Source organism: Streptomyces sp. NPDC087844 (genome assembly GCF_044742785.1).
GTDB lineage: Bacteria > Actinomycetota > Actinomycetes > Streptomycetales > Streptomycetaceae > Streptomyces.
In genome coordinates this window covers 52,731-74,008 of the sequence record NZ_JBIUVD010000025.1, presented here as the reverse complement: position 1 = coordinate 74,008, position 21,278 = coordinate 52,731, and the positions used below count along the sequence as shown (strand labels likewise).

The following is a 21,278-nucleotide window of genomic DNA, read 5'->3' as shown; positions in this document are numbered from 1 at the left end:
GACCGGCAGGATTCGTCGGTGTGGCGATTTACGCCGCACGGTTCGCGAGTTCCGTTCCCGTGTGGTTCCGGGCCCTACCGGTGACCTCCAGCAACGCCTGAAGGTCACCGGTCGGGCCATCGCGCTCAGGGAAAGGCGGGTGCGACGTCCATGTGGACCCGGTAGTCGCGGACCAGGTCCCCTTCCATCCAGATCACGGTCACACACGGCAGGGCAAGGTCCGTACCGTCGGGGGCAGCGGTCCTGATCGTGAATCGACAGAACAACTGGTCTTCCACCTCCGCTACTTGGTCGACGACGTGCCGTACCCATGGAAGGGCGTCCGCGACCTCGACGGTCGCCGCCACGACGGCGTCCCGGCCGACCAGTGTCTCGTTGTTGGCGAACGTGTAGGTCGCGTCCTCGGCGAACCAGGAGCCGAACGACTCCGCCTCGCCCGCGTCGACGGCGGCGCACATGGCGTGCACCATGCGCACCCGGTCCGAGGCCGCGTCGTGGATCTCGGTGGTCATCAGCCGCTCATTTCCTCAGTGACAGGCCGTGGCGTTCCATCACCTGGGCGACCAGGCGCATGTCCCTGGGGCCGGGAGGGAGCTCGCTGAGCTCCTGGTAGTACTTCTCCAGACCCGGCGGCGAGACCACGGCGACGATGCGGGCCTCCTCAGTGAAGGGATTGTGGAACATGTGCGGCACGCCCCGCGGCATGAGCAGCGAGTCGCCCTGGTCGAGAACGTACTCCTCGCCGTCCAGCTCGATCGCGACCCGTCCCTGGGCGCAGATGAACAGTTCGTCCTCACGGCTGTGGATGTGCGTCGGCGGTCCTCCGAGAAGGGGAGGGACCACGTACTCGAACAGCGAGTAGGCCCCCTTGGTGTCAGCCCCGGTCAACCGGGTGAAGATGCCCAGCCCGATCGCGCCGACGTCGGTTCCCTCACCGGAGCGGACCGCGTGGTGTTTCCGCTCGAACGGGGTGTTCGTGTCCATGGAGACTCCTCTTCGCGTTCTCAACGGGGTGCCTGGATGTGAGTCGGCGTCCCGTCTTCGTGACTGGCCGTCGTGGGCGATTCTGCGGCCCGCAACGGGGCTGTGTGTGCGGAGAGTCGCTTCAGCAGTTCCGGCGTGACTCCTCGGTATGCGGCGGGGTTCACCGGATTCAGCCAGTGCACGGCCCGGGTGAACCGGCCGATCTGAAGGCCCAGGTCGGCCAGTACCTCATCGGCGTGATGCATCGAGAAAGGAATGATCTTGGTACCCCGGCAGTGGTGCATGTCGGTCGCCTCGTCCATGAAGGCGATCTGCGCGATGACGTCGGCGCGTCTGGCCGATGTCATGGGGAGGTCCAGAGCGCCCGCGAGATCGGCGGCGATCCACAGTGCTGCCAGTTCGGCGTTGAGAGGGCTGAAGAACGACGAGTTGTAGCCATTGAAGTAGAGGCCGGGCACGTCGATCGGCTGAATCTGCCGGTACAGCATGAAGGTGCCGCGCTCGTCGAAGATCCGCTCCAGCACCGCCTCGTCGAGGAAGGGGACGCCCTGGGTGAAGCCTGTCGCGCAGACGATCAGGTCGGCTGGGAGGACGGTGCCGTCACTCAAGCCGGCTACCGGTCGTCCGTCGGCTGCCCCCAGCCAGGCGATGGTCGTGTCCCGCCGCACTCGGATCGCACCGTCGGCGACCGCTTCGAAGAAGCCCTCGGTGACCAGGCCGATCGCGCCCTTGACGATCTCCTCCATACTTCCCCGGGGAACCAGACCGTGCCGGGCGAGACGGTGCTGGCGCACCGCAACCCTCCCCAGGGCGTTCAGCAGTCCCCGTCGCAGTCTGTCGCCCGGGCCGTGCAGGAACTTCTCGACGCCTCGCAGCCGGCGATAGCGGAACAGTGCTTCTCCCATCCGGGTCAGCATCAGCATCTTGAAGTTGAGGAGACCGGCGATCCGGCGGGGAATCTTCCACAGCAGTTGGCGGGCGATGACATCAGTGGAACGGGCCACGCGGCTGATGGGCACGGTGACGTCACACGCCGACTTCCCGTAGCCCACGACCAGAGCGTGGCGGTCGCGAGCGTCTTCCTCGTCGTGGAAGTCCGAGCCCGCGGTCACCTGTCCGCCGGCAGCCTCGAAGTCCTCGCGTCCCGGGAAGACGGGGATCGACGGTTCACAGAACACCCCGTTCGCCACCACCACGCGGTCGTAGTAGGCCGTTGTGCCCGGCACCTTTTCGGCCGCTTCGCCGGCCGGACAGGTGGTTACCGTCCATCCGGGTCCCGACGGCGCCACCGACACGACGGAGGTTCCCAGCCGAAGGTGCGGAACGAGCCCGAACTCAGCGGCGTAGGACTGCACATACTGCTGTACCTGCGCACCTGTGGGCCACTCCGGGTAGTCCTTCGGCATGGGAAAGTCGGAGAACTCGTACTGGGTCTTGGGGCTCTGCGTGGTGACGCCGGGATAACGACGCGAGCGGCTCCACACACCGCCGACGTCGTGTGTCCTGTCGAACACCTCGATCTCGTGCCCCGCTGCCAGAAGTACCTTCGCAGTGGTCAGACCTGCTACACCGGCCCCGATGATGGCGACGCGCATGGGTGGTCCTCCCTGATCCCGCGCAACATCTGGACGCCGTCGTCCAGCGCGGAGCCCATCGTGGGACCCGGACGGTCGGCGTTCCAAGAGCGCCGTCCCACTCACTGGGACCGGAGTCCGCCGAGCCGACGGGACACCTCCCAGCGCCGGCTGGAGTACGCACGGCTTGCCGCTGCCGCGGCCATCCGCACCGCGGGGCCCATGTGGTGCGGGCGCACAGTCGCAGTGTGGCCGGTGACGGACAGCGCTGCCACCACATTCCCCCGGCCGTCGAAGATCGGTGCGGCGATGCAGTTGACTCCCGGATTGCCCTCCTCTTCGTCGAACGCCAGCCCTCGCCCGGGAATGGCGTCCAGTTCCCGTCGCAGCGCATCCGGGCTGGTGATCGTGCGCGGAGTACGCTGTCGCAGCCCTTCTGACACGACGGCGTCGAACGCCGAGACGTCCGACCAGGCCAGGATCGCTCGCCCCAGGCCGGAACAGTGCGCCGGGATGGTGCCGCCCACTCCGGAGAGCATCGGCAGCCTCTGATCTTCTCCACCACCAGCACCTGGCTGCCGTCCAGCGTGCCCAACTGCACAGTGGTGCGAACCGCCGTGAACAGATCGTGGAGGAACGGCAGAACCGCCTCGCGCAGTTCATGCCGTACCGGCACCAGTCCCGACAGCTCGAACAGACGGTTGCCGACCCGGTAGCGCTCGTTCGGCTTGTCCAGCCAGCCGAGTTCGATCATGCGTGCGGCGGTGCGGTGAACCGTCGAGCGGGGCAGTCCCGAGCGGCGCACCAGTTCCGCCAGCCCCAGCTCTCGATGGGTGCTGTCGAAAGCGTCGAGCAGTGCCGCGGCCCGCTCCAGAGCACCGCTCGCCGTGTCCACCGCACCGAAGGGGGCGTCCCGCGCAGCGGGACTCATGCTTGGCCTGCCTTGTTCATGGCACGAATGTAGGACGAACCATGAACCCCAGCCAGTCCCCTGCGGACACTTCCCCTGCTGCCGCCGAGGCACACGTTCCCCGCACCGCACTGGTGGGCGGCGGAGCCGGAGGCATCGGTGCGGCTGCCGCGGCCGCACTGCGCGCCGCCGGACACCGTGTCGTGCTCCTCGGCCGCACCGCCGAAACGCTCGCCCACACCGCCGCTGCCCTGGGTGACGACGTCGACCACCTCGTGTGCGACCTGGCGGACTCCGGCACCGCGGCCGAGGCCGTCGCCGAGGTCCAGCGTCGGCACGGCACACTCGACATCCTTGTCGTCTCCTCGGGCGGTCCGGCGCCGGGAAGCGTTCTCGAAATCGCCGAGCCGCAGTGGAAGCACGATGTCGACCTGCTGCTCCTGGCTCCTCTGGCACTGATGCGGGCCGCTCTCCCCGCGATGGCCCGGCGTGGCTTCGGGCGAGTGGTGGTACTCACCTCGACGGCGGTGCGCCAGCCCCAGCCGCAGCTCGCCTCCTCCAGCGTGCTGCGGCCGGCGGTCACGGCCGCGGTCAAACTGGCTTCCCGGGAGTACGCGCACAGGGGCGTCACTGTCAACTGTGTCGCTCCCGGCGCCACCCTCACCCCCCGCCGCCTGGAGGTGCTGCAGAGCCGTGCCGACGCGGCCGGCCTCGACCTGACCACCGTCATGCGGCAGGACCAGGCCGACATCCCTGCCCAACGGGCCGCGCACCCCGCCGAGATCGGCGCGGCGGTCGCGTTCCTGGCCTCTACGGAAGCCGGTTACGTCAACGGGACGGTCCTCACCGTGGATGGCGGCCGTACCGAGGTCCCCGGATAGATTCCCCGCATCAGCCCAGACTTGGCACCATGAGAGGACGACACCCGATGAGCACTTCAGGCCCCGGTTTCGTGTTGGGTGACTTCCTGGCCGCCCTCACTCCTGTCGTACGCCCTGGCGGTGCGCGACCGCTGGTGGTGCATGACGAGGACCTGGAGACCATTCCGCCCGGGACCGTGCCCAACCCCACAGAGCTGCGGGTCGCGGGCAAGCTGCCCACCTCCACCTTCGAGCTCTTCCGCCAGGTCATCCCGCCCAACGAAAGCTCGGACATGCAACGGCACTACCACGAGACCGTGCACTTCGTGATCGCAGGCGAAGGACACAGCGAGATCGAGCGGGCCGACAGCTCGGCGGGGAGCCACCGCGACTCCGCGCACGGGGGAACGGACGCGGAAGCCGACTCCATCACCTGGCGCTCCGGCTCCTTCATCTACACCCCTCCGTGGGCGTGGCACCGCCACTTCAACGATTCCGCCGAGCACCCGGTCGAGTTCCTCACGATCGAGAACTCCCGGCTGCTCGCCCTGTTCGGCCTGGCCCGCAGGGAGAGCGCGGGACTCGTCACTCTCGCCGAGGCCCGTGCCCGCTTCGAGCAGCGGCGTTGACCGCGCATGCCCCGATCCGACCCCCGTGAGGAGCCCTGAACGCCATGGAAGGCATCGACACCGCAGGCCGGACAGAGCCTCCGGCGACCGCACCTGTCACCGGATCCGCCATCCCCGAACACATCAGCGTGTGGGCTGAACTGGCTGCCCTGGACCACACTGTGCGACACGTCGACGTCCGGCTGTCCGGCCGGTCGGTGCGCACCCGCGTTCTCCAGGCGGGCGCCGGCCCCGAGTTGGTGCTGCTGCACGGCACCGGAGGCCACCTGGAGGCATACGCCCGTGACATCGCGGGGCTGGCCCAGGACTTCCACGTCACCGCCTATGACATGGTGGGCCACGGCTGGTCGGACCTGCCGGACCTGCCGTACACCATCGACGTGCTCACCGAGCATCTGGTCTCTCTCCTGGACGTCCTCGAAATCGAAAGGGCTCACCTGTCCGGGGAGTCGCTGGGCGGATGGGTGGCGGCGTGGTTCGCTGCACACCATCCCGAGCGGATAGCACGGCTGGTGCTGAACACTCCCGGGAACATCGCCAACAAACCCGAAGTGATGGCCCGGTTGCGGGACAGCACCTTGGCGGCTGTACGCGATCCGAGCGACTCCACGGTCCGTCGCAGGGTGGAGTTCCTCTTTCACCACAAGGAGATGGTCACCGACGAACTGGTCAATCTGCGCCGACAGATCTACTCACGGCCCGGGTACATCGACGCCGTCGCCAATACCTTGGTCCTCCAGGATCCTGAGGTGCGGCGCCGGTTCGCCTGGGATTCCGCGTGGGTGTCCCGGGTGACCGCGCCCACGCTGCTGCTCTGGACCAGCCATGACCCGACCGGGGGCCTGGACGAGGCGCACATGCTTCTGGACTGGCTGCCCGATGCCCACCTGCACGTCATTGACGACGCGGGCCACTGGCCGCAGTGGGAGAAGCCGGAGCAATTCCTCACCGCCCACCGCGACTGGCTCCGCCGCGGAAGCCCGAAGAGCCCCGAAAGCTCCGAAAGCCCCGAAGGTCTGGGAAGGAAGCAATCCTGATGGCCGAGGTCATCGGCTTCGTGGGAATGTCCCACAGCCCGTTCGCGAGTCTGCTGCCCCCGAACCGCGCCGATGGCCCCGGTGCGCGGTTCCTCACCGACGCGGAGCGGGTGCGCCTCGCGGTCGACCGTCTCGCACCCGACGCCGTCGTCGTCATCGGCCCCGATCACTTCCACGCCAACTTCTACGACGTGATGCCCCCGTTCATGCTGGGTGTCGAGGAAGTCACCGGTTTCGGAGACTACGGCGGTACCCCCGGGCCACTCCCCGTCGCGCGCGACCTCGCCTGGTCCGCCCACACGAGCCTCACCGGGGCCGGCTTCGATCTGTCCCTGTCGTACTCCCTCACCGTCGACCACGGCATTGTGCAGACCTACGAGATGATCACAGGTGCTGTCGCCGTGCCGCTGGTGCCGCTGGTCGTCAACACCGCCGGTCCTCCCCTGCCGTCGCTGGACCGTTGTGTGGCCCTGGGCCACGCTTTGGGGGCGGCACTGCGAGACGCGGAATATCCCGGCAGGGTGCTGGTCGCGGCCAGCGGTGGGTTGTCCCATTGGCTGCCCACCAACGACCCCCGCGACGTCGAAGTGGTGGGCGAGCGCCGTACGGCTCTGATCCATGGCCGGGCCGATGTCCGGGCCTTCGCCGTGGCTCGCGAGCCACGCGTACGCGCCTTGGGAGGAAATCCGGACGCACGGGTCAACAAGACCTGGGACACATGGTTCCTCGACCGCCTCTCCGCAGCCGACGCGCAGTCCGTCGCCGCGCTGGACGACGACGGACTGGAGGAACAGGCGGGCAGAGGTGGGCACGAAGTGCGGTGCTGGCTGATCGGGCAGGTGGCGGTGGGACAACCGCTGCAGTGGACCAGCTACGAGCCGGTGCCGGAGTGGATCACAGGTATGGGGATCGGCACGACGTTCCCCGTGGACTGATCCCGGTTTCCAGTCACGTTTCCGGTCACGTTTCCATTCATGGAGTGACTCGTTCGCGGTACGGGCCCGTTGGGAGCAGGCGCGAGGAACGCCACCGTCGCGAAAGCGAAGCGCAGGCTTCCTCCCCGCCGACGTTCGGCGCGCCCTCACGCTCAGCCACATCGACGGCACCACGTATGCGCGGAATCCGAAAATGATCTCAGAGTATGGAGGCACGAAATGAAGAAGCGCCCCATCATGGCCATGGCCATGACCGCAGGAATCCTGGCCGGACCGGTTGCTCTCACACAGCCGGCTGCCGCATCGACGTCCGACTGCTCCGGATACGAGTACGTCCAGACCCGCCCAGCGGCGGCCGGCGAAACGTCACTGCCCTGGCGATACCTCATATCCCTGCAGACAGGCACGATCGACGTGTGCCTCGACGGTCCGGACGGTACCGACTACGGCCTGAAGCTGGTACGACTCGTCCCGGGCGGCCAGGAGACTGTCGCTACCGCGCCGACCGGTGGGTCCGACAAGACGCTCTCCTACGTGGGACCGGTCAGCGGTTATCAGGTGCAGGTCACCGCCGACAGCGCCGGTACGTACACCGCGGGTGTCAACCTCCCGTAGAAACGGTCCAACAGCGTCACCGATCGCTGCGGGACCTGTAGGGGGTTGGCAGTCGTGGTCATGACTGCCGACCCCCACCTCCATAGCTGGTTGTCGATCGGGGTGACCTGGACGACTTCGCAGGCCGGCCGGTGAGGAGGACCCCGTCCGCGATGTGCAGGCAGCTCGTCGTCGACGGCAAAGACACTGGCCACGCATGCGTCGGCGAACCCGCCGTACCGTTCCGAGGCCAGGACGTGCACCTCAAGGGTCAGTGCCGACGTGACATTCGCGGCTGCGATGTGCTCCGGCGTCATCGCACAGCCCACCGTGCCGGAACCTTGGGACCCATGAGGCCGGCGCGGGCGATGGTCTCCACGACGTCCTGGGGAACTCGGGGAACTCACGGGCACGGTAGTACGCGGCGGCCTGTCGGCGATCTTCACGGGTGGGCCGGAACCAGCTGGAGATGACCGGCATGGGAGGCATGACCAGTGGGGCGCCGAGCGGTGTTTCCAGCGACGGTACCGGGGCCGTCAACTGCTGCGACCGAGCCCACGGCGACCGCCCGGCCCTCACTCCTGGTCCGGATGGTCGCCGCTTCCCACTCCCGGTCACATGTGAGTCACATGCGATGCGGGCACACATGCAGTTTGGCCCGCCCCCCGGAAGGCTGAGAACGCACCGGTGTGCTCGGAAATCAGGCGGTGGTACGGTCCGCTGCCAGGTCCAGGGCGATGTCGGTGATCATGTCCTCCTGCCCCCCGACCATGCCCCGCCGACCGACCTCCACGAGGATGGCCCGGGTGTCGACGCCGTAGCGACGGGACGCCGCCTCGGCGTGGCGCAGAAAGCTGGAGTACACGCCGGCGTATCCGAGGGTGAGGGTCTCGCGGTCGACCCGGACCTCGCGGTCCTGGAGAGGGCGTACGACGTCGTCGGCGGCGTCCATGAGCGGGAACAGGTCGCAGCCGTGGTCCCAGCCCATCAGGTCGGCGACCGCGACGAACGCCTCCAGGGGGCAGTTGCCCGCGCCGGCGCCCTGGCCTGCGAGGGAGGCGTCGACGCGGGTGACGCCGTTCTCGACGGCGACTACCGAGTTGGCCACGCCCAGGCCTAGGTTGTGGTGGGCGTGGATGCCGATACCGGTGGCCGGGTCGAGGATATGGCGGTAGGCGCGGACGCGGTCACGGACGCCGTCCATGGTGAGCCGGCCCCCGGAGTCGGTGACGTACACCGCGTGGGCGCCATAGGACTCCATCAGTTTGGCCTGCTGGGCGAGTTCGGCGGGCTCGGCCATGTGGGACATCATCAGGAACCCGGCCACGTCCATGCCCATCCCGCGGGCTGCGGCGATGTGCTGGGCGGAGATGTCGGCCTCGGTGCAGTGCGTGGCGACGCGCACCGAGCGGATGCCGAGGGAGTGGGCCTGCTTCAGGTCGTGCAGGGTGCCGATGCCGGGCAGCAGCAGTGTGGTGGGAATCGCCCGCGTGACGGCGCCCACGACAGCTTCGATCCACTCCCAGTCGGTGTGGGCGCCGACGCCGTAGGTGATGCTGGAGCCGGACAGGCCGTCGCCGTGGGCGATCTCGATCGCGGCCACCCCTGCGGCATCGAGCGTGCCGGCGATGGTGCGGGCCTGCTCGACGGTGTACCGGTGGCGGACGGCGTGCATGCCGTCCCGCAGGGTCACGTCCTGGACGTAGAGGGGGGTCATCGGGATGCCACCTCCGTGGCGCGGTGTGCGGCCATGCGCTCGGCGGTGCGCAGGGCGGCCGAGGTCATGATGTCGAGGTTGCCGGCATAGGCGGGCAGATAGTGAGCGGCGCCCTCCACTTCGAGGAAGACGGACACCTTGACGGCGCCGGCCCTGCCGGGGGCGAGGGCGCGCAGCGGGTCGTCGGGCGCGACCCGCTCGAACTGCACCTTCTGCTTGAGGCGGTAGCCGGGCACGTAGGTCTGCACGCGGGCGATCATCGCTTCCACGGAGGTGGTCACGGCCGCGTCGTCGCAGTCGCCGACCAGGCAGTGCACGGTGTCCCGCATGATCAGCGGGGGTTCGGCGGGGTTGAGGACGATGATCGCCTTGCCGCGGGCCGCGCCGCCGACCTTCGCGATGGCCGAGGAGGTGGTCTCGGTGAACTCGTCGATGTTCGCGCGGGTGCCCGGACCGGCCGAGCGGGACGAGATGGAGGCGACGATCTCGCCGTAGTGGACGGGGGTCACGGCGGTGACAGCGGCCACGACCGGGATGGTGGCCTGTCCGCCGCAGGTGACCATGTTGACGTTGCGCGCGTCCAGGTGGGCGTCCCCGTTGACCGGCGGGACGACGTAGGGGCCGAGCGCGGCCGGGGTGAGGTCGACGACCGTGCGGCCGAGGGCGCGCAGCACCTCGTCGTGGCGGCGGTGGGCGCCGGCGGAGGTGGCGTCGAAGACCATCGACACGTCCGTGAACTCGTCCAGCTTTACCAGGCCGTCGACGCCCTCGTGGGTGGTGGCGACCTTCAGGCGGCGGGCGCGGGCCAGACCGTCCGAGTCCGGGTCGATGCCCGCCATCGCGGTGATCTCCAGTGACTTCGAGAGCCGCAGTATTTTGATCATCAGGTCGGTACCGATGTTGCCCGATCCGATGACGGCTACCTTCATGGTCATGCTGCCGCTCCTTCCGCGAAGCTGGTCGTGACCGTGCCGAGCCCTTCGATGTGCGCGGTGAACTTGTCACCCTCGGCGGCGACCGCCATCGGACCGAGTGCGCCGGTCAGGACGATGTCACCGGCGCGCAGCGGGTCACCGAGTCCGGCGAGGGTGGACGCCAGCCAGAGGGCCGCGGTGAGCGGGCTGCCCAGGCAGTCGGCGCCGGTGCCCTGCGAGACGCTCTCGGCGTTCCTGGTCAGAGTCATCGTCACAGCGCGTAGATCGACGCGGTCCAGGGGGACGGGGGTGCCGCCGAGGACGTACAGACCGCAGGAGGCGTTGTCGGCGACGGTGTCCACGATGGTGATGTCCCAGTCGGCGATACGGCTGTCGACGATCTCCAGCGCGGGCAGCGCGAAGGCCGTGGCCCGCAGCAGGTCCGCGACGGTGGCATCCCGGTGCGGCAGGTCCGTGGCCAGCACCAGGGCGACCTCGGCCTCGACCTTCGGCTGGAGCAGCCGGCCGGGTGCGATCGGCTGCCCTTCCGGTACCGCCATGTCGGCGAAGAGCGCCCCGAAGTCCGGCTGGTCGACTCCGAGCTGCTTCTGGACTGCGGGTGAGGTCAGGCCGATCTTGCGGCCGACCAGCCGCCGGCCCTCGGCGGCAGCACGGTCGACGTACAGCCGCTGCACCGCGTAGGCGGCCTCGACGTCCTGCTCGGGAAGGAGAGGGCGCACCGGCGGACACGGCACTCCCGTGCGAGCGGCCTCGGCGAGGACGGCGGCCACCTTCGTCGCGGCGTCGGCGGAAACGGACTCGTGAGCGCTCATGCGGGACTGCCGGGCGAGGTGGGGCGGCGGTGCGGATGGGACATGCGGGGGTACCTCCGGGACGGGGAGACGCGTCGGTGACAGGCGGCAACGGCAAGCGTGCCGGTACAGGACAGGTATAGGAGTACGGGCGGAGACCCGGCAAAATGTGTTCCATGACACGGAACAGCACCCACGGGAACATGCTCGACAAGGCCGCGACGATCCTGGATTGCTACCGGCCCGACGGCGGGGCGTTCCGTCTGACGGAAATCACCGCCCGTACGGGACTGGCCAAGGCGACCGCGTTCCGGCTGTGCGCCGACCTGGTGCGCCTGGGGCTGCTCGACCGCGACGCGGACACCTACCGGCTCGGCGGCAAGCTCTTCGAGCTGGGATCGCTGGTGCCACGTCGGCACGACCTGCGGGAGACGGCGCTGCCCTTTCTCCAGGACCTCTTCGAGGCCACGCACGAGACGGTGCACCTCGGGGTGCGGGAGGGCCGGGATGTGGTCTACGTGGAGCGGATCCACGGTCATCAGACGCTGGCACTGCCCTCCCGGATCGGTGGCCGGCTGCCGTTGACGTGCACGGGAGTCGGGAAGGCGCTGCTGGCGTTCTCCGGATCCGGTCTGACCGAGGAGGTGCTGGGCGGGCCACTGCCTCGGCTGACCCCTCACTCGGTCACCGATCCGGCACGGCTGCGCACCGCGATCGAGCAGATCCAGGTGTCCGGGCTCGCCTACGAGGAGCAGGAGGCGGCCCTCGGGGTCAGCTGCATCGCCTCACCGGTGTTCGACGGGCCGACGGCGGTGGCCGCGCTGTCCGTCGCCGTGCCGCTGGCTCGCTTCCGCCCGGCCCAGCTGGCACCTGCTGTACGGACGGCGGCCCTCGGCCTGTCACGGGTACTGCGCTCCGGCGGGACCGGGTGAGAGGGCTCGGGGTTCTCTGCCTTCCAAGAACCGGGCGGGCCATGAGGCGGGCCGGAGGGCGAGCACTTGGCCGGTGCAGCCCGCGCGAATCGAGTCCGCCGTCGTGCCGACCGATCGCATGCTCAGGCCCTCCGCACTGTTCATCAGCAGGCGCACGGGCTCGCCCGGAGCCCTGCCGAGCAGTGCCTTCGCGGTGCAAGACACGGTCCCCTCCGTTACGCCGAAGTCCGTGAACACGATGCGATTGCCGGTGGTCGCCGGGACGCCGGTGCTCTTGTTGGGTGGCTCGTGGTGGAGGGGCGGTTCCGTCCTGCGGTGTGGGGTGCGGGGGTGCGATGAACATCTCGGGTGCCGATTCTGCCCCGAGCAGGGCGCCGCGCCGGGTGGCGGGGAGTGGTCCGTCTGATCTTGATGCGTGGTTGCGGGGATGGCGGCGTATGCCTCCTATGGGCATCAGCGGGAGTTCGCTCTGCGGGGCGGCGCGGATGAGGTGAGCGCGTCCTTGTGGCCGTTGTCGGTGGAGTCGTTGGCACACCGGCCGGCTGTGCAGACGGATGCGGAGCATCGTCTCGGAGAAGGAGCCGAGGCCGACGGGGTTGGTGATCGGGCCGGACGTCGACCTTTGATCGGCACAATGTGACGTTGTCGCGAAGCCGCGCAACTGGCCGGCCGACGCCGCGCCGAGGACGACCTCCTCGCCCTCGATTCGGCCCTGGCCGGGCGCCGCGCCGGCGCGAGTGGGAGCGACACCGTGTTCGTCGGTGTCGGCGGTCGTGGTCAAGATCCGCTGGGTTACGGGTCTGTCCCAGTGGCCGGTGAGCGCGAAACCGTGGGGTACGGGAAGAGGCCGGTTCTCCCTGTGATGGGCCTGGTGCGCCGGGTTGCGTATGTAACAGGGGTGTCGCGGGGGTGGGTCGGGTGGAACGGTTCGCCGGGTCGGTGGGCTCTTGGTGATCAGAAATGCCGGCTCGGTACGACTCGGACCGACGACTCGGGCCGAGCAGCCGGCACCCCCCACCGAGACTGAGGAAGAAACAATGCGCGTTCGCAAGCTCACCTTCGCCGCCCTGGCCGTTGCCGCGGGTCTCGCGCTGACGGCCTGCAACGGCGATGGCGTCGCGGTGCAGCCCGATGAGTCGTCCGCGGCCTCCGCGTCTTCCTCGGGCGGCGGTTCGGGCTCGGGCGGTTCGGAGCAGGGTGGCGAGAAGGACTCCGCGGGGGAGGGTTCCACCGGGAGTGGCTCCGGCGCGAACGCCGGGGTGGGCAAGTGCCGTACCGACGAACTGGAGGTCACCGCGACGGACAGCACCATCGACGGCGACCCCGAGAGGTCGGTCGCGGTCACGTTCAAGAACGGCGGCGGCCGGGACTGTTCCCTGTCCGGATACGCGGGCGTCGATCTGAAGACCAGCGAGGGGGACCTGTCCGCCAAGCGCAGTGGTCAGGACACCGGCCCGACGACTCTCAAGGACGGTGAGTCGGTGTCGTTCGGCATCAACTACCCGGTCAACGACTCGGGTGGCTCCGGCGTCAAGATCACCGGGCTGGTGGTGACGCCGCCGGACGAGACGAAGTCGGTCACCCTCGCATGGCCGGGCGCCGCCAGTCTGCCCGTCACCGACGGCTCCGGCTCCGCCGTCGAGGTCGGCCCGATAGGCAGCGCGGGCCAGGGCGGGGCGAGCTGACCGGTACGCCTCAAGCGAAGGTGTACAGCTGCGTGAGACGTACGGCTGTGTGAGATGTACGGCTACGGCCCTCGACCTGTTTGTGTCGGGGGCCGCGGCCTTGGGTGCTGGTGGGCCGCGGTGGGTCAGCCTTCCAAGTACGCGAGGACGGCCAGGATCCGGCGGTTGTCGTCCTCGGACGGTTCGAGCCCGAGTTTGGTGAAGATGTTGTAGCTGTGTTTGCTGATGGTTTTTTCGGTGACGAACATCCGGGCGGCGATCGCGGTATTGGAGCGGGGCCATCAGTGAGAGGACCTCGTGCTCACGTGGGGTCAGCGCCAGCAGGTGAGGATCGGCCGAGAGGTGGGTCAGCAGGGCGGCGGCCACGTCGGGGTCCATGATCGTACTGCCTGAGGCGACCTGCCGGACGTGGTCGACGAACTGGTCGACGGCCATGACCCGGTCCTTCAGGAGATAGCCCACGGCCCCAGCGCGGTCCGACATCAACTCTCTCGCGTAGAGCTGCTCGACGTACTGCGACCGGCACCCTGGTCACCCACCTCCGCGAGGACGTCATTCCGGCCGCGGAACGCGGGACCGGTCTGACCGTCCACGTGGGCGGCCCGACGGCGGCATCCGCCGACCTGGCCGACATAGTGACCGGCAAACTGTCACTGTTCCTCGCGGTGATCGTCGGACTCGGCTGTCTGCTGCTCATGATCGCGTTCCGCAGCGTCCTGGTGCCGTTGACCGCCGCCGTGATGAACCTGCTCGCCTCGGCCGCGTCCTTCGGGGTCGTCGTGGCCGTATTCCAGTGGGGATGGGGCTCGGAACTCCTGGGCCTGGGCAAGGCCGGACCGGTCGAGGCCGAACTGCCCCTGATCATGCTCGCGATCCTCTTCGGCCTCTCCATGGACTACCAGGTCTTGTGGGCAACAGTGAGCGTTGCCAGAGTGGTCACCGATCGGGTGACGGGGCGGTGTGGGGTCGGGGTGCGCAACGGACAGGGCCCCTGTGCCGTTGAGGGAGACGTTCGACGTCTCAACTCAGCGGCACAGGAGCCGTGTTGGATCCCTATCCTGCCGCAATCGACCTGCCGCACGCCCTGGTCGTCCTGTTCGAACGCCCCAACGGCGTCATACCGCCAACGGGCCGTCAGGACAGCATCTGACCCCAGTTGCGGCTTGTTCGCCCGGGCGACGACGTGGCCGCGGGCGGGCCCGGCTGTCGTGGTAAGTCCATGCTCTTGAGCCGGGCGGCGGTTGCGTAGATCCCGGTCGGAACTGTCCCGCCAGGCGGCGAAGTGCGGCTGGCGGGCTCTGGTGTCGGCGGGCGCGGGCACCGGGAGACTCCCGTGCCGTCCTGGGTACCGGCATCCCGATGCAGTCCCCACCGCATGACGTCAATCGCCAACGCCATCCTCACTCTGGAGCAGCAACACTGAAGAAGCTCATTCTTCGGGGAAGCGGATGTTGCCACGGACGACATCCTGCGGACAGGTGCCCGGCGGGTCCGGCACGTGCTCATCGCGCCGGGCTCAGCGGCAGAACCCTGCGGTACACCGGCACCGCGATCACCGCGACCGCGATGTGCATCAGGAGCAACGCCACTACACCGGCCGCCCCGCCCTCGCCGAACAGGAAGAAGTCCGGAACGCAGGACACCACGACGACCGAGGGGACGAGCCGGCGGAGCAGCCGTTCGGGATCGTGGGAGAACCTGCGGACGAGGGCCCACCCGGCGGCTCCCGCCAGCACTCCCAGCGCGGTCGGAAAGACGTACGACGAGGGCTCCAACGGGTCGAAGCCCTCCGGCGCACCCAGCGTGTGCGCCAGCACAGCGATCAACGCGTTCACCGCGGAGGACAGCAGGAAGGCGGCGAACACACCCTGCGCCACCACGAGCGGACCCCGACGTACGGGAAGCGTCGCAGAGACATCAGAGGTATCAGAGACAGGGGACATGGCAACTCCAGATCATGAGAGGGAACATGGTGGGAATGTGGTCAGTTCTCGGGCTGCCGGTTGCAGCCACTCGTCGAGAGGCACGGCCGACGTCGACACCGGCACACCTGTCGGCCGTGCGCCGTGCCGTAGCCAGGAGGTGGGCGACGGCGACGGTGAACACCAGCAGCACCGTCCAGTCGTTCAGGCGCAGGCCGAGGAAGTGGTGGGCCCCGTCCACCCGCAGGTACTCGATCCACAAGCGCCCGACGGTGTACGCGGCGGCATACAGCGCGAACGCCCGCCCCCGGTCGAGACGCCGACGCCGATCCGCGAACACCACCAGAGCGACCACGCCAAGACACCACAACGACTCGTACAGGAACGCCGGGTGATACGTGGCAGGTCCGCGGTGGCCACGGGCCGGTGCGCGGAATCGATCTCCAGGGCCCTGCTGCACATCTACGCCGAGCTATACGTCAGCGACCGGACCGCCGCTGTCACCTCCGCACTCGGCCGGGGAATCATCCGCATGGACTGAAGGCATCACAGGGCATTGTCCGGCGGTACGCGGAGCGGCGGACGGCCAGGACGGCGACGCCCTCTGACAGACACTGATGCCTTTTCCAACCTCCTGTCGTGCGGTTGGAAAAGGCTCACTCATAGTGGCTCCACTTGGGGTGTGACGGGGCCGGGGTGAGGAGCGTCAACCTGGCAGGGGTCGGGCGGGGGTCTCGCTGTCAGCTCGGCATGGTCAGTTCATGTGTGTCGGCGCTGGCCCCTCCTCCGCAGTCGGGCGAACCGGCGACGAAGTACGCGCGGCCGCCGATCTGCGCCGCGCCGAACCCGTGGCGGCTGCCCGGCAGTTTCGTGACGGCACTCCACCGCTCGGTCCGCGGGTCGTAGACGGTGACGTCGTCGAACGTTTCGGTGCTGCTTCCCGGCCTGCACTCGCCACCCGCGTAGACGAGGCGTCCGCCGAGGGCGACCGCCGCACCGGCGGACCGGGCGACGGGCAGCGGCGCCGCCCTGACCCAGCGACGACGGCGGACGTCGTACACGTCGTGGCGGGTGAGGTTGTCGTCGATGTCCTCGACCCGGCCGCCCACGAGATGGACGCGGTCACCGAGGACTGCCACGCCGGCGTGGTCCCGTCCCTCGGTCGGCAGGGGGTCGGCGGTGACGTAGGTGTTGCGCCGGGGGTCGAAGACGTGATGGGTGCGAACGGTGCCGTACCCCAGCGAGAAGGGCGACCCCTCCGGGGTGACGACCCGGTGGGAGTCCCGCCCGCCGAGCAGGTGAAGGCGTCCGTCGACGGACGCCACCGCGATTGACCCGAGTGCCACCGGCATGTCCGGGAGACGGTCCCATACGTCGTGGCGCGGGTCGTAGACGTACACGTCCCGCTGCGGATTCATGTGGACAGGGCTGGTGAACCCGCCGAAGGCGTACAGTCGGCCGCCCAGCGCGGCCACTCCGACGTGCGTGAGCGGCTTGGGCAGTGGGGCATGGCTTGACCACTCGTCCTGCCGGGGGTCGTAACTGTGTACCTCGGTCGTCGCATATACGGGGGCTTCATCGCCCCTCTGCACGGTGCCGCCCACGACGTACAACCGTCCGCCGACCGCGGCCACCCCGACCTCGGCCCGCTTGACCGGCAGCGGGGACCGTGCGCGCCACAGCCCTCGGGGCGTGGGCAGCGTCGGGTGCTCCGTCGCCTGCGCCGAGGACTGCCGGGACAGGGCGGACACGCCCGCTGCCGCCAGCCCGCTGGACACCACGGCTTTGACGACATTGCGCCGCTGCCTGTTGAACTCCATGAATACTCGCCTTTCCTGTGCGGAAGTACCGGGTACGGCGTCCGCTCTCGTGTGTCGCGCCGGTTGTCCGCCGTCGGCCGAGGGGCGGACGCATCCGGGTGCGGGACAACGGGCTCCCCTGTCCCGTTTGCCTGCCGGCATCGGCGGGGCATGTGGTGCTTTGATTTGACCGTCCGGTGACGGTGCCTGTCCAAGACCTCTTTGGTTTCCTCGATACCTCACCGGTATCGCCGGCCAGGTGGCTCGCGCAGGGCCGACTTTCGGCGTCCGGCTTCAACACCTCGCACTACTGCCCGTGTTGGCCGTACGGGTCTGAGGTTGAAGCTTTCCCTTGCTCGTGGACACCTCGCCGCCGGCGGTGCCGTCGTCCTCGACGAAGGCGAACTCGACCTCACTCCCCGACTAGTCGACGGAGCACTCCAGTTGCAGATCGACGATCGCAGCAGCGGTATGACCGTCGTGCGGGAACCGTCCGCGGTCGTGCTGCACGCGGTGCCGTCCACATTGCAGTACACCCTCGATCCCCTGGCCACCGCGCTGGGCACCACCACCCTGGACAGCCGGCAGTTCAACGGCTGGGAGGCGGGGAACATCTTCGCGCCGGAGCCGGATGAGCGGGAAACTCCCCGACGGGAAGGCCGTGAGCGACACGGAGACGGTGACCTTCGTGGTCGGTGACACCGATCCGTCGACGGTGGCACCGGGCGACGACTCGGACAAGAGTTCCACCGGCTCCTCGGATTTTGCGGATTCCTCGGACGCGTCCGGCTCGGGTTCCGGCCCGGGCTCCGGCTCCACGGACGGTTCGACGTCGGACGGCTCCGACGGGTCGATGGCTTCCACCGGCGCCGGCGGCGCCATGATGGCCGGCACGACGGCTGCCGCGCTCACCGCGGCAGGCGTCGTGTCCTTCCTGGCCGCCCGCCGCAGAAGGACCGCACGTGGCTGACGGCACGGACCCGCTGCTACGAGTCGTCGGCGCGACGGTGTCCCTCGGCGGACGCACTGTCCTGGAGCGGGCCGATCTGTCGGTCTGCGCCGGGGAACTGGTCGGCCTCATCGGCCCCAACGGGGCAGGGAAGACGACGCTGTTGCGCGCTGCCCTCGGACTCGTGCCGCTGGCCGCCGGGGAGGTCACTGTGGAGGGCCGAACCGGGCGCCGGTCCGGGCAGGGTGTCGGCTACGTACCGCAGCGGCACGAGTTCGCCTGGGACTTCCCCATCGACATCGCGGGAGCGGTCCTGACCGGCCGGACCCGACGGATCGGCTGGCTGCGTCGGCCGGGCGCCGCGGACCGGGCCGCCGTGGACCAGGCGCTGGAACTGACCGGGCTCACCGATCTGCGGCGCCGACCGGTCGGCGAGCTCTCCGGCGGCCGGCGGCAACGGGTCCTCGTGGCCCGGGCGCTGGCCCACGTGTCCTGCTCCTGGACGAGCTGTTCACGGGGGTCGACGTCCCCACGCAGGAGCTGTTGAACGAGTTGTTCGGCCGGCTGGCCGCGGAAGGCAATGGGCTGCTGATGACCACGCACGACCTGGCGGCAGCCGCCCGGACCTGCGGCCGGGTGGTGCTGCTCAACCACACCGTGGTCGCCGAGGGCGGGCCAGAACTCCTGTCCGATCCGGAACAGATGCTGCGGGCCTTCGGCCTGGATCGCGCGATCGGCACGGTGACCGCACCATGAACGCCCTCATCGGTTTCCTCGCGGATCCCTGGCAACTGCCTTTCATGCAGCGGGCATTCGCCGTTGCGTCGATCATCGGGGCGGTGTGCGGTGTCGTCGGGGTCTATGTCGTGCTGCGCGGCATGGCGTTCATCGGGGACGCCGTGGCCCACTCGGCGTTTCCGGGTGTGGCCCCTGCCTACGCCTTCCAGGGCAACCTGCTGCTCGGCGGAGCCGCGGCCGGTGTCACCACGTCCGTGCTGATCGCCTTCGTCTCGCAGAACCGGCGGTTGAAGGAGGACACCGTCATCGGTGTCTTCTTCGCCTTCGCCTTCGCCTTCGGGCTCGGCATCGTGCTGGTCTCCACCCGAGACAGCTGGACCACGGATCTGTCGTCCTTCCTGTTCGGGCAGGTACTGGCGGTCAGCGCCGGGGACGTGGGACCGTGGCCGTCATCGGCGCCGTGCCGGTGCTGGTCGTCCTGGCGATCGGCAAGGAACTCGTGACCGTCAGCCTCGACCGCGAGACCGCCAGGTGCGCGGGCCTGCCGGTGTTCCGCCTCGACCTCACCCTGTACATCCTGGTCACCACGACGATCGTGATGTCCCTCGAAGCGGTCGGCAACATTCTCGTCCTGGCCCTGCTCATCACGCCCGCGGCCACGGCCCGCATGCGCACCGAGCGGCTGTGGGCCATGACCGTGCTGGCCTCGACCGTGGGGTGTCCGGGGAGCATCGCCGGGCTCTGCGTCTCGTACACGTACGACCTGGCCGCGGGCGGCTCGGTGGTCAGGGTGCTGACCGGTCTGTTCGTCCTGAACTGGTGTCTGGCACCGCGCCACGGGCTGCTGGCGAAGCTGGTCCGGCCCCCGGACGCCACGTCCCTGGTCGCGGCCGGCCACTGAGCCCCCTTTCGGCCGCGCCGGCGGTACACGACTGCTCCCGCTGTCCTTGCGACCGACAGGCCGCGAGGACAGCGGGAGCGGTGGGTCACCGGATCCGGTCAGTGTCCGGCGACGACACCCGACAGTTCGTTCGTGCTCTTCGGCAGGGTCACCGAAGTGACCTTCTTGCCGGTCTTCAGGTCGATGGCGTGCAACGCCTTCTCGCTGGGGTCGGAGACGTAGGCGGTCCCTTCGCGCACGAACAGGGTGGGCCGGGGCTGCTGCCAGTCCAGCGGCTCCTGCCACTTGCCCACGGCCGGGATCTTCTTTTCGACCTTGCCGCTGTTCTGGTCGATGACGTGAATGGCGCCGTCGGTGCCCAGGACGAGCGCCTCGCCCTGCGGGCCGCGGCCCAGCGAGCGGAAGGAGTAGCTGGTGCCCAGGTCGACCAGGCGCAGCTTCTTCTTCTCGGTGTCGATGAGGGAGACGCGGGTGGGCCTCTCCAACTCGGCCTCCGCATCGGTCTTGTAGTCGCCCAGGAGGACCGGGGAGACGTCACTGCCGGCCTGGTTGCCGATGCGGCCGTAGTCGTCAGGCGCGTCGATCTTGGTGAACTTGCCGTCCTTGTAAATGAGGATGCCGTCCTCGCAGCCGACCGCGATGGCCTCGTTCTTCGCGGCCGCCTCGCCGTGCACGCCGGGGCACTTCTCGTAGCGTGCGATTTCCTTGTTGTTCTTGTCCAGCACCAGCGAGCCGGTCCGCTTCTCCTCGGTGCCCAGTGTGCTGAGGAGTTCACCGTTCGCGAGTTCGATGGCGACACCGTGGTGTGCCTCGGCGGAGGCATAGGTGCGTCCCTCCGGCTTCTTCCCGCCGCTCAGGTCGGCGGGGTCGAAGACGTTGACCTCTCCGGTGCCGTCGGTGAAGAGCACCGTCTTGCCCGCGTGACGGACGACGTGTCCGGGCTTCGAACCCTTGTACTCGATGTCGGTGAGGGCCTGCCCGGCGGCGTTCAGGACGCGGAAACCGGTATCGGTGGAGACGACGACATGGTCCTCGTCACCGGCGGGGTTGACGCGGTTGAAGCCAGGGAGTTGGAGGGTCTTGGTCAGTTCGAGGCTTTCGCCGTCCAGGATGTACAGGCCGCCGTCGAAGGAGGCGACCAACGGGTCCTTGACCGCGGCGGCGGGCGTCGTGCTCGCGGTGCCCTCGGTCTTGGCATCGGAGGAGGAGTCGTCTCCACCGCAAGCAGTCAGGACCGTGGACACCGCCAGGGCCAGTGCCGTACCCGTGAGAGCTCTGTTGCGTATCGACTTGTTCATCTGTGTGTTCCTTTCCGGGCCGCTCGGTGGCGGCAGTGGTGTGTGACAGCTCCGGCCCGTCGGCCGGTGTGCGTGGCAGTAAGGGGGA

The 21,278-nt window shown here is 68.9% G+C and carries 24 protein-coding genes and 4 pseudogenes; 15 read left to right on the top strand and 13 right to left on the bottom strand.

From position 1 onward, the window contains the following. Positions 1-125: 125 nt before the first annotated feature. The 5 genes and pseudogenes from ACIOKD_RS35215 to ACIOKD_RS35195 all read right to left on the bottom strand — a co-directional run. Positions 126-512: a nuclear transport factor 2 family protein gene (locus ACIOKD_RS35215; RefSeq protein ID WP_402092017.1), complete on the bottom strand. Its 387-nt coding sequence runs from the start codon at positions 510-512 to the stop codon at positions 126-128. A gap of 7 nt (positions 513-519) precedes the next feature. After that, positions 520-984 (bottom strand): cupin domain-containing protein, encoded by a 465-nt coding sequence (locus tag ACIOKD_RS35210; RefSeq protein WP_402092016.1) that lies wholly within the window; start codon positions 982-984, stop codon positions 520-522. A 20-nt stretch (positions 985-1,004) separates the two neighbouring features. Beyond that, positions 1,005-2,579 carry a flavin-containing monooxygenase gene (locus ACIOKD_RS35205; protein ID WP_402092015.1) on the bottom strand — a complete coding sequence of 525 codons (1,575 nt, stop codon included), beginning with the start codon at positions 2,577-2,579 and terminating at the stop codon, positions 1,005-1,007. 101 nt (positions 2,580-2,680) lie between these two features. Then, on the bottom strand, positions 2,681-3,097 hold the full coding sequence (locus ACIOKD_RS35200) for an IclR family transcriptional regulator (RefSeq protein WP_402092014.1): 417 nt from the start codon (positions 3,095-3,097) through the stop codon (positions 2,681-2,683). Between the two features lie 251 nt (positions 3,098-3,348). Beyond that, positions 3,349-3,489: pseudogene (locus ACIOKD_RS35195) on the bottom strand (helix-turn-helix domain-containing protein); the annotation flags it as partial. Between the two features lie 41 nt (positions 3,490-3,530). On the opposite strand from ACIOKD_RS35195, the gene ACIOKD_RS35190 reads away from it, so the two are divergent. The 5 genes from ACIOKD_RS35190 (at position 3,531) to ACIOKD_RS35170 (ending at position 7,544) form a co-directional block, all read left to right on the top strand. Then, on the top strand, positions 3,531-4,349 hold the full coding sequence (locus tag ACIOKD_RS35190; protein ID WP_402092013.1) for an SDR family oxidoreductase: 819 nt from the start codon (positions 3,531-3,533) through the stop codon (positions 4,347-4,349). Positions 4,350-4,396: 47 nt separating this feature from the next. Then, entirely contained in the window at positions 4,397-4,957 is a 561-nt protein-coding gene (locus ACIOKD_RS35185) for a cupin domain-containing protein (protein ID WP_402092012.1), read from the top strand. Positions 4,958-5,001: 44 nt separating this feature from the next. Beyond that, positions 5,002-5,994 (top strand): alpha/beta fold hydrolase, encoded by a 993-nt coding sequence (locus ACIOKD_RS35180; protein ID WP_402092011.1) that lies wholly within the window; start codon positions 5,002-5,004, stop codon positions 5,992-5,994. Further along, positions 5,994-6,929, top strand: a complete 936-nt coding sequence (locus tag ACIOKD_RS35175; RefSeq protein WP_402092009.1) for a 2,3-dihydroxyphenylpropionate 1,2-dioxygenase — start codon at positions 5,994-5,996, stop codon at positions 6,927-6,929. Before ACIOKD_RS35180 ends, ACIOKD_RS35175 begins: the two co-directional genes overlap by 1 nt. Before the next feature lie 219 nt (positions 6,930-7,148). Continuing rightward, positions 7,149-7,544 (top strand): hypothetical protein, encoded by a 396-nt coding sequence (locus ACIOKD_RS35170; RefSeq protein WP_402092008.1) that lies wholly within the window; start codon positions 7,149-7,151, stop codon positions 7,542-7,544. 679 nt (positions 7,545-8,223) lie between these two features. Here ACIOKD_RS35170 and dmpG read toward each other — a convergent pair. Genes dmpG through mhpD form a run of 3 tightly spaced genes read right to left on the bottom strand, consistent with a single transcriptional unit; the run spans position 8,224 to position 10,987 of the window. Beyond that, positions 8,224-9,240, bottom strand: coding sequence for a 4-hydroxy-2-oxovalerate aldolase (gene dmpG, locus ACIOKD_RS35165; RefSeq protein WP_402092006.1), 1,017 nt, complete (start codon positions 9,238-9,240; stop codon positions 8,224-8,226). After that, a complete protein-coding gene (locus ACIOKD_RS35160) occupies positions 9,237-10,175 on the bottom strand; it encodes an acetaldehyde dehydrogenase (acetylating) (RefSeq protein WP_402092005.1) in 939 nt (312 codons plus the stop codon). The genes dmpG and ACIOKD_RS35160 overlap by 4 nt, the downstream gene beginning before the upstream one ends. Then, positions 10,172-10,987: a 2-keto-4-pentenoate hydratase gene (gene mhpD, locus ACIOKD_RS35155; protein WP_402092003.1), complete on the bottom strand. Its 816-nt coding sequence runs from the start codon at positions 10,985-10,987 to the stop codon at positions 10,172-10,174. The genes ACIOKD_RS35160 and mhpD overlap by 4 nt, the downstream gene beginning before the upstream one ends. Before the next feature lie 182 nt (positions 10,988-11,169). Between mhpD and ACIOKD_RS35150 the strand changes: the two genes are divergently transcribed. The 3 genes from ACIOKD_RS35150 (at position 11,170) to ACIOKD_RS35140 (ending at position 13,583) form a co-directional block, all read left to right on the top strand. Beyond that, positions 11,170-11,898: an IclR family transcriptional regulator gene (locus tag ACIOKD_RS35150; RefSeq protein ID WP_402092097.1), complete on the top strand. Its 729-nt coding sequence runs from the start codon at positions 11,170-11,172 to the stop codon at positions 11,896-11,898. A 427-nt stretch (positions 11,899-12,325) separates the two neighbouring features. After that, a complete protein-coding gene (locus ACIOKD_RS35145) occupies positions 12,326-12,538 on the top strand; it encodes a hypothetical protein (protein ID WP_402092001.1) in 213 nt (70 codons plus the stop codon). A gap of 397 nt (positions 12,539-12,935) precedes the next feature. Further along, entirely contained in the window at positions 12,936-13,583 is a 648-nt protein-coding gene (locus ACIOKD_RS35140; RefSeq protein ID WP_402091999.1) for a DUF4232 domain-containing protein, read from the top strand. 125 nt (positions 13,584-13,708) lie between these two features. On the opposite strand, the pseudogene ACIOKD_RS35135 reads toward ACIOKD_RS35140, so the two are convergent. Further along, positions 13,709-14,102, bottom strand: a pseudogene (locus tag ACIOKD_RS35135) (LuxR C-terminal-related transcriptional regulator); the annotation flags it as partial. Between ACIOKD_RS35135 and ACIOKD_RS35130 the strand changes: the two are divergent. Beyond that, positions 14,102-14,488 (top strand): annotated as a pseudogene (locus ACIOKD_RS35130) (MMPL family transporter); the annotation flags it as partial. The pseudogenes ACIOKD_RS35135 and ACIOKD_RS35130 overlap by 1 nt on opposite strands. 597 nt (positions 14,489-15,085) lie before the next feature. On the opposite strand, the gene ACIOKD_RS35125 reads toward ACIOKD_RS35130, so the two are convergent. The 3 genes and pseudogenes from ACIOKD_RS35125 to ACIOKD_RS35115 form a co-directional block, all read right to left on the bottom strand. Continuing rightward, entirely contained in the window at positions 15,086-15,463 is a 378-nt protein-coding gene (locus ACIOKD_RS35125; RefSeq protein ID WP_402091997.1) for a DUF6069 family protein, read from the bottom strand. 148 nt (positions 15,464-15,611) lie between these two features. Further along, a pseudogene (locus ACIOKD_RS35120) lies at positions 15,612-15,917 on the bottom strand (prolipoprotein diacylglyceryl transferase family protein); the annotation flags it as partial. 328 nt (positions 15,918-16,245) lie between these two features. Beyond that, complete coding sequence (locus ACIOKD_RS35115; RefSeq protein ID WP_402091996.1) at positions 16,246-17,325, bottom strand: Kelch repeat-containing protein; 1,080 nt, start codon at positions 17,323-17,325, stop codon at positions 16,246-16,248. A 318-nt stretch (positions 17,326-17,643) separates the two neighbouring features. Between ACIOKD_RS35115 and ACIOKD_RS35110 the strand changes: the two genes are divergently transcribed. Genes ACIOKD_RS35110 through ACIOKD_RS35085 form a run of 6 tightly spaced genes read left to right on the top strand, consistent with a single transcriptional unit; the run spans position 17,644 to position 19,892 of the window. Further along, positions 17,644-18,003, top strand: coding sequence for a hypothetical protein (locus ACIOKD_RS35110; RefSeq protein ID WP_402091994.1), 360 nt, complete (start codon positions 17,644-17,646; stop codon positions 18,001-18,003). After that, positions 17,966-18,274 (top strand): hypothetical protein, encoded by a 309-nt coding sequence (locus ACIOKD_RS35105; RefSeq protein ID WP_402091993.1) that lies wholly within the window; start codon positions 17,966-17,968, stop codon positions 18,272-18,274. The genes ACIOKD_RS35110 and ACIOKD_RS35105 overlap by 38 nt, the downstream gene beginning before the upstream one ends. After that, complete coding sequence (locus ACIOKD_RS35100; RefSeq protein WP_402091992.1) at positions 18,267-18,800, top strand: metal ABC transporter ATP-binding protein; 534 nt, start codon at positions 18,267-18,269, stop codon at positions 18,798-18,800. Before ACIOKD_RS35105 ends, ACIOKD_RS35100 begins: the two co-directional genes overlap by 8 nt. After that, positions 18,797-19,009 carry a hypothetical protein gene (locus tag ACIOKD_RS35095; RefSeq protein ID WP_402091990.1) on the top strand — a complete coding sequence of 71 codons (213 nt, stop codon included), beginning with the start codon at positions 18,797-18,799 and terminating at the stop codon, positions 19,007-19,009. Before ACIOKD_RS35100 ends, ACIOKD_RS35095 begins: the two co-directional genes overlap by 4 nt. Next, positions 19,006-19,494 carry a metal ABC transporter permease gene (locus tag ACIOKD_RS35090; protein ID WP_402091989.1) on the top strand — a complete coding sequence of 163 codons (489 nt, stop codon included), beginning with the start codon at positions 19,006-19,008 and terminating at the stop codon, positions 19,492-19,494. The genes ACIOKD_RS35095 and ACIOKD_RS35090 overlap by 4 nt, the downstream gene beginning before the upstream one ends. Next, positions 19,434-19,892 (top strand): metal ABC transporter permease, encoded by a 459-nt coding sequence (locus ACIOKD_RS35085; RefSeq protein WP_402091987.1) that lies wholly within the window; start codon positions 19,434-19,436, stop codon positions 19,890-19,892. Before ACIOKD_RS35090 ends, ACIOKD_RS35085 begins: the two co-directional genes overlap by 61 nt. A gap of 98 nt (positions 19,893-19,990) precedes the next feature. Here the strand turns inward: ACIOKD_RS35085 and aztD are convergent, their stop codons facing one another. After that, the gene (aztD, locus tag ACIOKD_RS35080) at positions 19,991-21,190 is read right to left on the bottom strand and encodes a zinc metallochaperone AztD (RefSeq protein WP_402091986.1); all 1,200 of its coding nucleotides are present in this window, start codon (positions 21,188-21,190) and stop codon (positions 19,991-19,993) included. Positions 21,191-21,278: the final 88 nt, after the last annotated feature.